The sequence below is a fragment of the Streptomyces candidus genome, from assembly GCF_014207445.1.
Classification (GTDB): domain Bacteria; phylum Actinomycetota; class Actinomycetes; order Streptomycetales; family Streptomycetaceae; genus Streptomyces; species Streptomyces candidus.
The window spans coordinates 220,073-234,221 of record NZ_JACHEM010000009.1 but is presented as its reverse complement, the minus strand read 5'-3'; the positions used below and the strand labels follow the sequence as shown (position 1 = coordinate 234,221).

Annotated in this window: 14 protein-coding genes; 9 read left to right on the top strand and 5 right to left on the bottom strand. The window is 67.3% G+C overall.

Annotation, left to right across the window (positions count from 1 at the left end; genetic code table 11):
- Positions 1 to 161: 161 nt before the first annotated feature.
- The 5 genes from HNQ79_RS18810 to dnaA all read right to left on the bottom strand — a co-directional run bounded on the left by HNQ79_RS18810 (position 162) and on the right by dnaA (position 6,880).
- On the bottom strand, positions 162 to 731 hold the full coding sequence (locus tag HNQ79_RS18810) for a DciA family protein (protein WP_185032690.1): 570 nt from the start codon (positions 729 to 731) through the stop codon (positions 162 to 164).
- Positions 732 to 784: 53 nt separating this feature from the next.
- Positions 785 to 1,906 carry a DNA replication/repair protein RecF gene (gene recF / locus HNQ79_RS18805; protein WP_185032519.1) on the bottom strand — a complete coding sequence of 374 codons (1,122 nt, stop codon included), beginning with the start codon at positions 1,904 to 1,906 and terminating at the stop codon, positions 785 to 787.
- 63 nt (positions 1,907 to 1,969) lie between these two features.
- Positions 1,970 to 2,851, bottom strand: a complete 882-nt coding sequence (gene gnd / locus HNQ79_RS18800) for a phosphogluconate dehydrogenase (NAD(+)-dependent, decarboxylating) (protein ID WP_185032517.1) — start codon at positions 2,849 to 2,851, stop codon at positions 1,970 to 1,972.
- Positions 2,852 to 2,982: 131 nt separating this feature from the next.
- Positions 2,983 to 4,113, bottom strand: coding sequence for a DNA polymerase III subunit beta (gene dnaN, locus HNQ79_RS18795; protein ID WP_185032515.1), 1,131 nt, complete (start codon positions 4,111 to 4,113; stop codon positions 2,983 to 2,985).
- Positions 4,114 to 5,023: 910 nt separating this feature from the next.
- Complete coding sequence (gene dnaA / locus HNQ79_RS18790) at positions 5,024 to 6,880, bottom strand: chromosomal replication initiator protein DnaA (protein WP_185032513.1); 1,857 nt, start codon at positions 6,878 to 6,880, stop codon at positions 5,024 to 5,026.
- A gap of 395 nt (positions 6,881 to 7,275) precedes the next feature.
- On the opposite strand from dnaA, the gene rpmH reads away from it, so the two are divergent.
- The 9 genes from rpmH (at position 7,276) to HNQ79_RS18745 (ending at position 14,135) form a co-directional block, all read left to right on the top strand.
- Positions 7,276 to 7,413, top strand: coding sequence for a 50S ribosomal protein L34 (gene rpmH, locus HNQ79_RS18785; RefSeq protein ID WP_015797593.1), 138 nt, complete (start codon positions 7,276 to 7,278; stop codon positions 7,411 to 7,413).
- Between the two features lie 18 nt (positions 7,414 to 7,431).
- Positions 7,432 to 7,833, top strand: coding sequence for a ribonuclease P protein component (rnpA, locus tag HNQ79_RS18780; protein ID WP_185032512.1), 402 nt, complete (start codon positions 7,432 to 7,434; stop codon positions 7,831 to 7,833).
- Positions 7,830 to 8,189, top strand: a complete 360-nt coding sequence (yidD, locus tag HNQ79_RS18775; protein WP_185032510.1) for a membrane protein insertion efficiency factor YidD — start codon at positions 7,830 to 7,832, stop codon at positions 8,187 to 8,189. Before rnpA ends, yidD begins: the two co-directional genes overlap by 4 nt.
- A 3-nt stretch (positions 8,190 to 8,192) precedes the next feature.
- Positions 8,193 to 9,449, top strand: a complete 1,257-nt coding sequence (gene yidC, locus HNQ79_RS18770) for a membrane protein insertase YidC (RefSeq protein ID WP_185032508.1) — start codon at positions 8,193 to 8,195, stop codon at positions 9,447 to 9,449.
- A 14-nt stretch (positions 9,450 to 9,463) separates the two neighbouring features.
- Complete coding sequence (locus HNQ79_RS18765) at positions 9,464 to 9,982, top strand: Jag family protein (RefSeq protein ID WP_185032506.1); 519 nt, start codon at positions 9,464 to 9,466, stop codon at positions 9,980 to 9,982.
- 103 nt (positions 9,983 to 10,085) lie between these two features.
- Positions 10,086 to 10,802, top strand: coding sequence for a 16S rRNA (guanine(527)-N(7))-methyltransferase RsmG (gene rsmG, locus HNQ79_RS18760; protein ID WP_185032688.1), 717 nt, complete (start codon positions 10,086 to 10,088; stop codon positions 10,800 to 10,802).
- A 267-nt stretch (positions 10,803 to 11,069) separates the two neighbouring features.
- Positions 11,070 to 12,146: a ParA family protein gene (locus HNQ79_RS18755; protein WP_308437319.1), complete on the top strand. Its 1,077-nt coding sequence runs from the start codon at positions 11,070 to 11,072 to the stop codon at positions 12,144 to 12,146.
- The gene (locus HNQ79_RS18750; RefSeq protein WP_185032504.1) at positions 12,143 to 13,213 is read left to right on the top strand and encodes a ParB/RepB/Spo0J family partition protein; all 1,071 of its coding nucleotides are present in this window, start codon (positions 12,143 to 12,145) and stop codon (positions 13,211 to 13,213) included. The genes HNQ79_RS18755 and HNQ79_RS18750 overlap by 4 nt, the downstream gene beginning before the upstream one ends.
- Before the next feature lie 304 nt (positions 13,214 to 13,517).
- Complete coding sequence (locus HNQ79_RS18745) at positions 13,518 to 14,135, top strand: GNAT family N-acetyltransferase (protein ID WP_185032502.1); 618 nt, start codon at positions 13,518 to 13,520, stop codon at positions 14,133 to 14,135.
- Positions 14,136 to 14,149: the final 14 nt, after the last annotated feature.

Here is a 14,149-nt window from a genome sequence, read left to right as displayed (position 1 = left end):
CTACTCCCCATATCCGGGGAGGGGCTCCAGGCGGCTCACACGGGCACCCAGCGCTTCGAGCTGTCAAGCTCCGAATACGGTGAGGGACGCCTCACTCCGGTCGTCCGGTTTCACGTGAAACTTCCTCGTCATGTTTCACGTGAAACACCGACACATCCGCCCTACCCGTACGTATCCCCAGGGCCCGTGCTCCCCGGCGCCCGCAACGGTCCGTACCGGCGTTGCGGTGCATTCGGCCCCTGAAGTTTGATCACTCGTACGGTGTCCCGCCCAAGCTCCCCGTTGAGACGGCGCAGAAGATCCGGCACCATCCACTTCAACTGGGTCGCCCACGCCGTGGAATCGCAGCGGACCACCAGGATCCGCTCGTCCTCGTCGTACTTCAGCGGCTCGGAATGCTGAGCCACGTCCGGCCCCACGATCTCCTTCCAGCGCCCCATCACCCCGCTGACCGCGATCGGCATCTCCCAGCCCCGTTCGGTCTTCAGCCGATCCAGCGCGGCCCCCAGTTTCAACGGGTCACGGCCGTCAGCCCCCGACCCGGAGCGCAGACCGCCCCCGCGACGCACCGTCTTCTTCTGCTGCGCGGCCGCACCCCGTGCCCGGGCCTGCTCCTTCGCCGCGGCCAGGGCCTGCCGTGCCAGATCCACCCCCGACGACTGAGGAACTCCCGGCGCAACGGTCCCGGTCTTGGAGTCGGCCGCCGTCGACCCGACGGTCTTCGCCGCCACCGGGTTCGACGCGCCTTGCTTCGACGCTCCGGCCCTCGGCCTGCTTTCGCCGCTCACAGGCGCGTCACCTCGCCACCGGCCACATCGAAGCGCGCACCGGCCAGAACGCCCGGCACATCGTCGTCCACCGCCGCGGTCACCAGCACCTGCTCGCCCGGTGCCACCAACTCCGCCAACCGCTCCCGGCGCCGCGCGTCCAGCTCCGCGAACACGTCGTCCAGCACCAGCACCGGCTCGTTCCCCTCTGCCCGCAGCAAGTCGTACGAAGCGAGCCGCAGAGCCAGGGCATACGACCAGGACTCGCCGTGACTCGCATAGCCCTTCGCAGGCAACTGGCCCAGCCTCAAAAGCAGTTCGTCCCGGTGCGGACCCACGAGAGTCACGCCGCGCTCGATCTCCTGCTTGCGCGCCTCGCCGAGCGCCCCCAGCAACTGCCCGTAGAGGTCCTCCCGGGACTGCGCCTCACCGGGCGCCGAGTTCCGGTACTCCAGCACCACCGGCCCACCACCGGGCGCCAGTTGTTCGTAGGCCTTGTCCGCCAGCGGCTGAAGCGTGGCGACCAGATCAAGCCGCTGGGCGAGGAGCTCAGCCCCCGCCTTCGCCAGGTGCTGGTCCCATACGTCGATGGTGGACATGTCCATGGACCGGCCGCCGTGCCTGCGCGCCATCGCGGCCGACTTCAGGAGGGTGTTGCGCTGCTTGAGCACCCGTTCGTAGTCCGATCGCACCCCGGCCATCCGCGGCGACCGGGCCGTGATCAGCTCGTCCAGGAACTTCCGGCGCTCGCCGGGGTCGCCCTTGACCAGGGCGAGATCCTCGGGCGCGAACAGGACGGTTCGTACTATCCCCAGCACGTCGCGCGGCCTGACCTGCGACGACCTGTTGATACGGGCACGGTTGGCCCGGCCGGGGTTGAGTTCCAGCTCGATCAGCTGGGACCGCTCGCCCTGCGTGACGGCCGCGCGGATCACGGCACGCTCGGCTCCTATCCGTACCAAAGGAGCGTCGGAGGAGACCCGGTGACTGCCGAGGGTCGCCAGATAACCGACAGCTTCGACGAGGTTCGTCTTGCCCTGTCCGTTCGCCCCCACGAACGCGGTGACGCCCGGGTCGAGCGGAACCTCGACCCGGGCGTACGAGCGGAAGTCGGCCAGCGACAGATGCGTGACGTGCATGGTGGTGCGCCGACCTTCCCCCGACTGTGCCTTGCTGCCCTTCCGGGCCTACTGCTGCGGTGCTTACTTCTTGTTGGACTCGACCGCGTGCCCGCCGAACTGGTTGCGCAGCGCGGCGATCATCTTCATCTGCGGGGAGTCGTCCTGACGCGACGCGAAGCGGGCGAACAGGGAGGCCGTGATCGCGGGCAGCGGCACGGCGTTGTCGATGGCGGCCTCGACGGTCCAGCGGCCCTCGCCGGAGTCCGCCGCGAACCCGCGCAGCCCCTCCAGGTGCTCGTCGTCGTCGAGCGCGTTGACCGCCAGGTCCAGCAGCCAGGAACGGATGACCGTGCCCTCCTGCCAGGAGCGGAAGACCTCGCGCACGTCCGTGACGGAGTCGACCTTCTCCAGCAGCTCCCAGCCCTCGGCGTACGCCTGCATCATGGCGTACTCGATGCCGTTGTGGACCATCTTCGCGAAGTGACCGGCGCCGACCTTGCCGGCGTGCACCGAGCCGAAATCACCCTCGGGCTTGAGGGCGTCGAAGACCGGCTGGACCTTCGCCACGTCGTCGGCGTCGCCGCCGTACATCAGCGCGTAGCCGTTCTCCAGGCCCCAGACGCCGCCGGAGACGCCGCAGTCGACGAAGCCGATGCCCTTGGCCTTCAGCTCCTCGGCGTGCTTCTCGTCGTCCGTCCAGCGCGAGTTTCCGCCGTCGACGACCACGTCGCCGGGCGACAACAGCTCACCGAGGGCGTCGATCGTGGTCTGGGTGGCGTCACCGGCCGGGACCATGACCCATACGACGCGCGGGCCCTTGAGCTTGCCCACAAGCTCTTCCAGGCTGTGGACGTCGGCGACGTCCTGGTTGCGGTCGTAACCGATGACGGTGTGGCCTGCGCGGCGAATGCGCTCGCGCATGTTGCCGCCCATCTTGCCGAGGCCGACGAGACCGAGCTCCATCAGAGATTCCTTAACATTCGAGGCGATTCGTACCCGGGTCCGAGCCTACGCCCGGGGTGGGCGGAGGGCCCGAGGGGCACGTGAGGCCCGGCGCCCCCTGGGCCCCGGGCCTGCACGGCAGTCCCCCGGGATCAGCCCGAGAGCCGCACCGGCATGATCAGGTACTTGTACGCGTCGTCCGCCTCGGCATCCACGGCCGGGCGGCCGCTGAGCAGCGCCGGCTTCGTGGATGTCGTGAAGGAGAGCTGCGCGACCGGCGAGTCGATGGCACTCAGACCGTCCAGCAGGAAGGTCGGGTTGAAGGCGATCGAGATGTCGTCGCCGTCCAGGCTGGCGTCGACACGCTCCACAGCCTGTGCATCGTCGCTGGAACCCGCTTCAAGGATCAGGACGCCCTGTTCGAAGGTCAGCCGGACCGGGGTGTTCCGCTCCGCAACCAGTGCCACGCGCTTCACCGCCTCGACGAACGGGGCGGTCTCGATGACGGCGACGGAGTTGAACTCGGTCGGGAACAGCGTCCGGTACTTCGGCAGGTCGCCTTCGAGGAGGCGGGTCGTCGTACGGCGACCGGCGCCTTCGAAACCGATCAGGCCCTCGCCTGCACCCGAGCCGGACAGCGCGATGGTCACCGTGTCGCCGCTGGTCAGCGACTTGGCGGTGTCCAGGAGCGTCTTGGCGGGCACCAGGGCGACCGCGGACGCGTCCGGGTCCTCCGGCTTCCACAGGAACTCGCGGACCGCGAAGCGGTAGCGGTCGGTGGACGCCAGCGTGACCGTCTCGCCCTCGATCTCGATGCGCACACCGGTCAGCACGGGCAGCGTGTCGTCACGACCGGCGGCGATTGCCACCTGAGCGGCGGCGGAGGCGAACACCTCGCCCGGGACGGTGCCGGTGGCGGACGGCATCTGCGGCAGCGCCGGGTACTCCTCCACAGGAAGCGTGTGGAGTGTGAACCGCGAGGAGCCGCAGGCCACGGTCGCCCGTACACCGTCTGTGGAAATCTCCACCGGCCGGTTGGGGAGGGCACGGCAGATGTCGGCGAGGAGCCGGCCGGACACCAGGACCGTGCCGTCCTCCTCGATCTCCGCGTCGACCGACACACGGGCCGAAACCTCGTAGTCGAAGCCGGAGAGGCTCAGTGCGCCCTCCTCGGCCTTCAGCAGAAGGCCCGCGAGGACGGGCACCGGCGGACGGGCCGGGAGGCTGCGGGCCGTCCAGGCCACCGCCTCCGCGAGTACATCGCGCTCCACCCGGATCTTCACCGGAACCGCCTCCTGCTGTTGCTGGCTCGCCCTGCTGGCTTTTCTTCGTCGGACTGGTGTCTCCCGGCCGTCGGCTGGGGAAGTTCACCGGGGACCAGTCTGACGTACGCCACCGACAGTCGGTGCTGCTGCGGGTCAAGTCGTGGCGAGAGGCGCGAGGAGCCGAGGGGCCGAGTTGTACACAGGGCCTTCTTCGATGCGGATTCCGGTCTCACTCTTAGTGGGAGTAGTAGTAGGGCCTGTGGAAACCGTGGATAACCTTGTTTCCGCAGCTCAGACCCACTTTTTTGTCCACCGCGCCTGTGGGCGGGACCGGTGGACAACTCGGCCGCTCTGTGGACGGTGCGATGTTGTGCACACCCGATACACAGGGGACCCCTACTTCCCCACAGCTGTGTCCCCAGCTTTACCCAGCTTCCCCACAGGGCAACCGGCCTCCTTGGTGTGACGGCTTTCACTCGACCCAGTGAGAGAGGGTGTTCCGTTGCCGAACAGTGGACAACGCTGGGGAAAAGCTGTGGGAAAGACCCCCGTCCCTGTGGGCCATCGGTGGACAACGCGTCGGGCGCCCTGTGGACGAATAACTGTCCACAGCCTGTGGATGACGGTTTGCCACAATTCCACAGCCACTTGACCTGGAGTGATGGAGCCTCAGCTCGCGTACCTGTGGACGCAATCTGGACAACTTCTCAGTCCCCAGGGTGTGGACGGGACATCGTCCCAGGATCTGTGGAGAACCGCAGCCCACAGGCCCTTATTCGAACAGGACCGGTCCTCCACAGCTCGGGGAAAACAGCGCGAACAGCCCGGCGGACGCGCGCATCACGTTCTCAAGGCGTCGGCAGGCAACGGAAAGGGCGCCTGGACAATGCTTCTCCAGGCGCCCTTCGGCGTCGTACGGACCGGGCCGTCAGACGTTCTTGATGCGGTTGGTGAGCTCGGTGACCTGGTTGTAGATGGACCGGCGCTCGGCCATCAGAGCGCGGATCTTGCGGTCCGCGTGCATCACCGTCGTGTGGTCCCGGCCGCCGAACTGCGCGCCGATCTTCGGCAGCGAGAGGTCGGTGAGCTCCCGGCACAGGTACATGGCGATCTGGCGTGCCGTCACCAGCACGCGGCTGCGCGAGGATCCGCACAGGTCGTCCACCGTCAGCCCGAAGTAGTCCGCCGTCGCCGACATGATGGCGGGCGCGGTGATCTCCGGCGAGGCGTCCTCGCCGCCGGGGATGAGGTCCTTCAGTACCTGCTCGGTGAGACCGAGGTCCACCGGCTGCCTGTTCAGGCTCGCGAAGGCCGTGACACGGATCAGCGCTCCCTCCAGCTCGCGGATGTTGCGCGAGATGCGGGAGGCGATGAACTCCAGTACCTCCGGAGGGGCGTTGAGCTGCTCCTGCACCGCTTTCTTGCGCAGGATAGCGATGCGCGTCTCCAGCTCAGGCGGCTGCACGTCGGTGGTCAGACCCCACTCGAAGCGATTGCGCAGCCGGTCCTCCAGCGTGACCAGCTGCTTGGGCGGCCGGTCGGAGGACAGCACGATCTGCTTGTTCGCGTTGTGCAGCGTGTTGAACGTGTGGAAGAACTCCTCCTGCGTCGACTCCTTGCTCGCGAGGAACTGGATGTCGTCGACGAGCAGGATGTCCACGTCGCGGTAACGCTTGCGGAACGCGTCGCCCTTGCCGTCGCGGATGGAGTTGATGAACTCGTTGGTGAACTCCTCGGAGCTCACGTACCGCACGCGCGTGCCGGGATAGAGGCTGCGGGCATAGTGGCCGATGGCGTGCAGCAGGTGCGTCTTGCCGAGCCCGGACTCCCCGTAGATGAACAGCGGGTTGTACGCCTTCGCCGGCGCCTCGGCGACAGCGACCGCGGCTGCGTGGGCGAAACGGTTCGAGGAGCCGATGACGAAGGTGTCGAAAAGGTACTTCGGGTTCAGCCGGGCCTGCGGCTCTCCTGGGCCCGGTGCGGGCGCGGGCTGAGCGGCGAGCGGGCCGGGGGCACCGCTGGGCGCAGGCAGGTTCGGACCGCCTCCGTGACGGGGGCCGTGGTCCTGCCGGTCGGGGCGGTCCTGACGCTGCTGCTCGTATGACTGCTGTTGCTGGTCGTACGAGGGCCGGTCGGGCAACTGCGACCGGTAGTCGTGCTGCGGCGGCCGGGAGTAGGAGTCGCGTTCCTGGAAGCCGCCGAGCCGGGGCTGCTGCCAGCCGCCGTGGTCGTCCTGCCCGCCGCCGGGCCAGGAGCCGGGGGCGGGGCGGGACTGCTGCCGGTACTCGGGGTAGGCGGGGCGGGCTGTCGGCAGCCCGTCGTCGTGCTGCGGACGGCGCCCGTAGGTGTTGTCGTAACCGTCGCGCGAGTCGCGGCTGTTGCGGACGTCGCGCTGCTGGTCGTCTCGCTGCCGGCTCTGCTGCTGGTCCTGGTGCTGAGCGCCCTGGTGCTGTCCCTGGTACGGGGACGGCTGCGAGGACTGCTGGCGGGGCGGAGGGGCGGGCGACTCGCCGACGGAGTCGTCGACGGTGACGGCGATCCGGATCGGCCTGCCGCACTCGTGGCTGAGTGCCTCGCTGATGAGGGGGGCGAGCCGGCCTTCCAGGACCTGCTTCCCGTATCCGTTGGGCACGGCGAGAAGTGCGGTGTCGGCGACCAGGGCGAGCGGCTGGCAGCGTTCGATCCACTGCTTGTCCTTGGCTTCGAGGCCCTGCTGGCCCTCACCGAGCAGATGCTCCAGCACGCGTGGCCACACTGCGGCAAGATCGGCAGGTACGTCAGCCACAGGGCACGCTCTCTCACAGGTCCCACGAAGGTGTGGTTCTCGGGACGGGACGGGAAGTTCGGCCTGGACGGGCAGGGACACATGGGTTGCATGCCTACGAAAGCCAGAATCCAGGTTGGGCCACGGTAGTCGGGGCAGCTCACGCGGTTCAAGTTGTTGTCCACAGGCTGTGCACAGAGCGGCTCCGACAAGCCCTGGTTTGACCGGATGGCGTAGCCGCGCGTACCGTAACCAGGTCGAGTTGTCGATGGCTGCTGCCGCCTGCCTCCGATGGGCAAAGATCATGGTCAATGATCGTGAAGCGGTGCACTGAAGGCGTTGCGAGCTTCCTCGTGGGCGCACGGTGACAGCCAGGCGATGTCCCGCCATCCCCGATTCATTTCTGGAGCCCCCGAGTGAGCAAGCGCACCTTCCAGCCGAACAACCGTCGTCGTGCCAAGACCCACGGCTTCCGTCTGCGCATGCGTACCCGTGCCGGCCGCGCCATCCTGGCGAACCGCCGTGCCAAGGGCCGCAGCGAACTGTCCGCCTGATCCCGTTCGGGTCATGACGTGCTGCCTACCGAGAATCGGCTGAGGCGGCGCGAGGACTTCGCGACCGCGGTACGACGAGGGCGCCGTGCAGGCCGCCCGCTTCTCGTCGTCCATCTACGCAGTAGCGGTGCAACGGACCCGCACGCGGCAGGGGAGAGCACTCCCCCGACGCGTGCGGGTTTCGTCGTGAGCAAAGCCGTCGGAGTCGCTGTCGTACGCAACGCGGTGAAGCGCAGACTCCGCCATCTCATGCGCGAAAGGATTGCCGAGCTGCCCCCCGGTAGCCTGGTAGTCGTACGGGCGCTGCCCGGAGCGGGCGGGGCCGACTACGCACAGCTGGCCCAGGACCTGGACGCCGCGTTGCAGCGGCTGCTGGGCGGGGCTCCCCAAACCGAAGGTCGGGGGAGAGGCACGCGATGAAGTACCCGCTGCTGGCGCTCATCAAGCTGTACCAGTGGACCATCAGCCCCATGCTCGGGCCGGTCTGCCGGTACTACCCGTCGTGTTCCCACTACGGATTCACGTCCATCGACCGGCACGGCGCGGTGAAGGGCACAGCTCTCACCGCCTGGCGCATTCTGCGGTGCAATCCGTGGTCGCCGGGCGGTGTGGACCATGTTCCGCCGCGCACGCGCCGACGGTGGCACGAAGCGCTGCGCGACGCGTGGCGCGGCAGCAAGGGCGAGAAGTCCGCCGATGGCGTGTCTTCTCGGGGATCCGCCCCCGACACCCCGAGCCCGGCCGCAGAGACCTCGCCCAATGCTCAAGGAGCTTGATTAGTGGACACGATTGCCAGTCTGTTCAGCTTCATCACCTGGCCCGTTTCCTGGGTCATCGTCCAGTTCCACAAGGTGTACGGGTTCGTTTTCGGCCCTGACACGGGGTGGGCCTGGGGCCTGTCCATCGTGTCCCTCGTGATCCTGATCCGCATCTGCCTGATCCCGCTGTTCGTGAAGCAGATCAAGTCGACGCGGAACATGCAGGTGCTCCAGCCGAAGATGAAGGCGATCCAGGAGCGCTACAAGAGCGACAAGCAGCGTCAGTCCGAAGAGATGATGAAGCTGTACAAGGAGACGGGCACCAATCCGCTCTCCTCGTGCCTTCCCATCCTGGCGCAGTCGCCGTTCTTCTTCGCGCTCTACCACGTGCTCTCCAGCATCGCCGACGGCAAGAAGATCGGCGTCATCAACGACCAGCTCCTGGAGAGCGCACGTCAGGCGCACATCTTCGGCGCCCCACTGGCCGCGAAGTTCACGGACAGCGCGGACAAGATCGCCGGCCTGGACGCCTCGGCGACCTCGGTCAAGATCGTCACCGCGATCATGATCGTGATGATGTCGGCCTCGCAGTTCTTCACTCAGCGCCAGCTCATGACGAAGAACGTCGACCTCACGGTCAAGACGCCGTTCATGCAGCAGCAGAAGATGATGCTGTACATCTTCCCCGTGATGTTCATGGTGATGGGCATCAACTTCCCCGTCGGTGTCCTCGTCTACTGGCTGACCACCAACGTGTGGACCATGGGCCAGCAGATGTACGTCATCAACCAGAACCCCACCCCGGGCAGTAAGGCGCAGGACGCCTATCTGCAGCGGCTGCTGAAGAGCGTGGTGGCGTCGGGCGAGGTGAAGGCGCGGCGCAAGCGCAACGTCGTGAAGGTGATCGTCGCCAAGGGTCCCGACCGCAACGACGTCGAGCGCAAGTTCATCACCGGACTGGCCAAGGCGGGCTTCGTGGCAGAGCCCGATGGCACGGTTTCCCGTAGCGCCACGGCGGCCGCCGACGCCGAGGGCAGCGCCGCTGCGGCGAAGCGACAGCAGCCCAAGCGCCAGACCAAGGCCAAGCGCCAGTCGGCCACCGTGCAGCAGGGCACGGCCGCCAAGGCTTCTGAGGACTCCTCCTCCAAGACCTCGCTGGAGAAGAAGGACGAGGCGCAGGACGCCAAGCCCACAACGGCGGGCAAGCCTGCCCGTTCCCAAGCCAAGTCCGGGCAGCGCAAGGGCCCGCAGCGGCCCAAGCACCCGTCCAAGAAGTAAGAAGGAGTCCTCTCGTGACGGACGGCACCACCACCTCCTCCGCGCCCGCCGAAGGCACCGACACGCTGACGCGTCTGGAGCAGGAGGGCGAGATCGCGGCTGACTACCTCGAGGGCCTGCTCGACATCGCCGACCTCGACGGCGACATCGACATGGACGTAGAGGCGGATCGGGCCGCTGTTTCGATCATCAGTGACTCCAGCGGCCGCGACCTGCAAAAGCTCGTGGGCCGTGACGGCGAGGTGCTCGAAGCCCTTCAGGAGTTGACGCGGCTCGCCGTGCACCGCGAGACGGGCGACCGCAGCCGGCTGATGCTGGACATCGCGGGCTTCCGGGCCAAGAAGCGTGAGGAGCTCGCGGAGATCGGCGCCAGGGCCGCGGACGAGGCGAAGACCTCGGGTACCCCGGTGAAGCTCGACCCGATGACCCCGTTCGAGCGCAAGGTAGTGCACGACGCGATCGCTGCGGCGGGCCTGCGCAGCGAGTCCGAGGGCGAGGAGCCCCAGCGCTTCGTCGTTGTGCTCCCTGCCTGACCTGGATATTTGCCCTTCGGCCCCGTCTGTTCGCAGGCGGGGCCGAACTTTGTCAGCCTGATAGTCAGCCACCCCAGTGCGGTACGGAAGGACGGTCCCCGTGATGGAGGCAGCAGCGGAGCTTCCCCAGGCGCCGGAAGTAGCCAAGACGGTGTTCGGCGAGTTCCTCCCGCAGGCGGTTCGGTACGCCGAGCTGCTCGCGGACGCCGGTGTCGAGCGGGGCCTGATCGGCCCGCGCGAGGTGCCACGGCTGTGGGAGCGGCACCTGCTCAACTGTGCCGTGCTATCGGAGGTCGTCCCCGAGAACATCACCGTGTGCGACGTGGGCTCGGGGGCCGGCCTGCCGGGTATCCCGCTGGCTCTGGCACGGCCGGACCTGAAGATCACCCTCCTGGAGCCGCTGCTGCGGCGTACGAACTTCCTCCAGGAGGTCGTCGAGCTGCTGGGTCTGGATCACGTCACGGTCGTGCGGGGCCGTGCTGAGGAAGTGATGGGAAAGGTGGAACCGGTCCATGTGGTGACTGCTCGGGCGGTCGCTCCATTGGACCGGCTCGCGGGGTGGGGCGTCCCCCTGCTGCGTTCGTACGGCGAGATGCTCGCACTCAAGGGCGACACCGCCGAGGAGGAGCTCAAGGGTGCGCGTGCGGCGCTCAGCAAGCTCGGCGTGGTGAAGACCGAGGTTCTTCAGGTCGGCGAGGGAGTGGTGGAGCCGCTTTCGACCGTCGTGCGCGTCGAGGTCGGGGAGAGCCCTGGAGGTGTACGGTTCGCGGCGAAGCGGGCCAAGGCGGCACGAACGGGCCGTTCACGGCGTCGTCGCTGACGGGCTTCGGCCTACCGGACTGACGTGTCCCTGATGCTCCATACATGGAGCCCTGTGTAGGTGACGCGGAGTGTCGGGGTCTGCCGGTGATGCCGCGCGTGCATCGTGTTTCACGTGAAACGTCGCTCGCTGCTGCAGGGAATTATCAGCCGGGGTCGTGCGGCTTCCTCGTCGCACGAAGTAAGACCCGAAAGGACCATGGGGTTGTCCACAAGGGCGGGTTCTTCCACAGGAGAACGGGCCTCACTGGTTGGCGCCCCCCGAAGCGTGACAGGCTCTGAGCACTACGAGCCTGAAGTCGAGGAGAGTGAATCCTTGCGGTCCGACGCCAACATCGCGGGACCGATGACCGATCCGGTCCCCGGCCCCCGTTCCGAAGCGGCGGGAGACGATGTTTCACGTGAAACATCGCCCCTGCCCGACGACACCCCCATTGGTCGTGCCGCGCAACTGGCGGTAGATGCTCTCGGCCGAGCCGGCGAGGGACTGCCGAGGCCTGAGCAGACACGAGTGATGGTGGTCGCCAACCAGAAGGGCGGAGTGGGAAAGACCACGTCCACGGTCAACCTGGCTGCCTCGCTCGCGCTGCACGGCGCGAGGGTCCTGGTGATCGACCTCGATCCGCAGGGCAATGCCTCCACGGCGCTGGGAATCGACCATCACTCCGAGGTTCCCTCGATCTATGACGTGCTGATCGACAGCAAGCCGCTGTCGGACGTGGTGCAGCCCGTTCGGGACGTCGAAGGCCTCTTCTGTGCCCCGGCCACCATCGATCTCGCCGGTGCGGAGATCGAGCTGGTGTCCCTGGTGGCGAGGGAGAGCCGACTGCAGCGCGCGATCCAGGCGTACGAGCAGCCGCTGGACTACATCCTCATCGACTGCCCGCCGTCTCTGGGCCTCCTGACCGTCAACGCGATGGTCGCCGGCGAGGAAGTGCTGATCCCCATTCAGTGCGAGTACTACGCCCTGGAAGGGCTGGGGCAGCTCCTTCGGAACGTGGAGCTGGTACGCGGGCACCTCAACCCCGAGCTGCACGTATCGACGATCCTGCTGACGATGTACGACGGCCGTACCCGGCTCGCCTCGCAGGTCGCAGAGGAAGTGCGCAGCCACTTCGCCAAGGAAGTACTCAAGACCAGCATTCCCAGGTCCGTCCGGATCTCGGAAGCTCCCAGCTATGGGCAGACCGTGCTCACCTACGATCCGGGCTCCAGCGGCTCGCTGTCGTACCTTGAAGCGGCGCGCGAAATCGCGTTGCGGGGGGCCGGAGTCTTCTATGAGGCGCAGCACGCCCATGCTGCCGACCAGAACAATCAGCACAGCATGGCGGAGGGTGTCCAATGAGCAGCGATCGACGTAGAGGGCTGGGGCGCGGACTGAACGCGCTGATCCCGAATGCTTCCCGGGAGACCCAGGTGCCTGCGAGCGGGACCCTGACCTCGGAGCGCGGAGTGGCGGCCGCGAAGGTGGCCGCTTTGTCCGTCGGCAATGTTTCACGTGAAACATCCTCTGCGGTCCGGCAATCCGAGCCGGATGTGCTGAAGGCCCCCGAGGGGGCGTTCTTCGCGGAGCTGCCGCCGCAGTTCATCGAGCCCAATCCGCAGCAGCCGCGGACAGTGTTCGACGAGGACGCGCTCGCTGAGCTGGTCACCTCTATCAAAGAGGTGGGATTGCTCCAGCCTGTCGTCGTCCGGCAGGTGGGCCCGGAGCGTTTTCAGCTCATCATGGGCGAGCGCCGTCTGCGGGCCTCCAAGGAGGCCGGCCTGGAGAAGATTCCGGCGATCGTGCGTGCGACGGAGGACGAAAAGCTCCTGCTGGACGCGCTGCTGGAGAACCTCCACCGGGCGCAGCTCAACCCGGTGGAAGAGGCTCATGCCTACGATCAGTTGCTCAAGGACTTCAATTGCACCCATGACCAGTTGGCCGACCGGATCGGTCGCTCGCGGCCACAGGTCTCCAACACTCTGCGGTTGCTGAAGCTTTCCGCGTCTGTGCAGCGTAGGGTCGCAGCCGGGGTGTTGTCTGCAGGCCACGCCCGTGCGCTGCTGGCCGTGGAGGATTCCTCCGAGCAGGACCGACTGGCGCACCGCATCGTGGCGGAAGGGCTGTCGGTGCGGGCGATCGAGGAGATCGTTTCTCTGCTGGGTTCCGAGCCGAACAAGGAGCCCAGGCCCAAGGGCCCCCGGGCCGGTTCGCGGATGGCTCCTGCCCTGTCGGATCTCGCGTCCCGGCTTTCGGATCGCTTCGAAACGCGGGTGAAGGTCGACCTCGGGCAGAAGAAGGGCAAGATCACCGTCGAGTTCGCCTCGGTGGAGGACTTGGAGCGGATCCTAGGCACCCTTGCCCCGGGCGAGGGGCGTGTGCTGGAGAAGGGTTTGAGCGAGCAGGACGGGCAGAGCGACGGGAGCTGATCTCGACGCGAACTTCCGTGCCGGGGCGGTGGTGTTGCGGCAGTGGCCGGAACACCCCCGCCCTTCGCTCGTCGGCGGTACCGGTCCGATCGCGGGGTGGTTACGATGCTTCGTGGTACGGCGCACCCACTGCCATCCGCCAGGAGGAGGACGGAGCCATGCGAACGGTGAGCCGAGGCCAACTGGTGACTGCAGGGCTGGGGCTCGGGGCGGTCGGCGGGTTCGTCGGCAGTCTGATCCGGGAGCGGAGCGCGCTGAGCGCCGCTCGCGGTGCGGCAGGCGAGGAAAGTGGGGAACAGCCTTCATGGGGCGTCGGCTCGTACCGCTCACGCTGGACAACTTGGCGGACCTTCCCCACCGGTGTCGCGGCTGTGTCTTTTGGGAACTCGATCCCGTCCGTGGAGAGGCGGCAGTAGAGGCGGGCCGGGCCGAGCTGGAAAAAGAGGCCTGGATTTCGGCGGTTCTGCTGGAGTGGGGGTCCTGCGGCCGGGTGGTCTATGTGGACGACATCCCGGTGGGTTTCGTGATGTTCGCGCCCCCGGCGTATGTCGCGCGCGCGACGGCGTTTCCCACCAGCCCGGTGTCGCCGGACGCGGTGCAGTTGATGACGGCGGTGATCGTTCCCGGGTACCAGGGACAAGGGCTGGGGCGGGTGATGGTCCAGACCGTGGCCAAGGACCTCCTCATGCGGGGCTTCAAAGCGATCGAGGCGTTCGGTGAAGCCCGATGGAAGGAGCCGGGCTGTCTACTGCCCGCCGATCATCTGCTGGCTGTCGGCTTCAAGACGGTGCGCCCGCATCCCACGCATCCGCGTTTGCGGCTCGAGCTGCGTACCGCGCTGTCCTGGAAGGAGGACATGGAGCACGCGCTGGACAAACTGCTGGGTGTGGTGCAGAAGGATCCAGTGCTCCGACCGCTGTAAAGCGGTGAGGGCCC

Excerpts from the sequence above, each read along its gene's own strand:
- recF (WP_185032519.1), bottom strand. The coding sequence starts at position 1,906 with ATGCACGTCACGCATCTGTCGCTGGCCGACTTCCGCTCGTACGCCCGG.
- gnd (WP_185032517.1), bottom strand. The coding sequence starts at position 2,851 with ATGGAGCTCGGTCTCGTCGGCCTCGGCAAGATGGGCGGCAACATGCGC.
- yidD (WP_185032510.1), top strand. The coding sequence starts at position 7,830 with ATGAAGTACCCGCTGCTGGCGCTCATCAAGCTGTACCAGTGGACCATC.
- rsmG (WP_185032688.1), top strand. The coding sequence starts at position 10,086 with ATGGAGGCAGCAGCGGAGCTTCCCCAGGCGCCGGAAGTAGCCAAGACG.
- HNQ79_RS18750 (WP_185032504.1), top strand. The coding sequence starts at position 12,143 with ATGAGCAGCGATCGACGTAGAGGGCTGGGGCGCGGACTGAACGCGCTG.
- HNQ79_RS18745 (WP_185032502.1), top strand. The coding sequence starts at position 13,518 with ATGGGGCGTCGGCTCGTACCGCTCACGCTGGACAACTTGGCGGACCTT.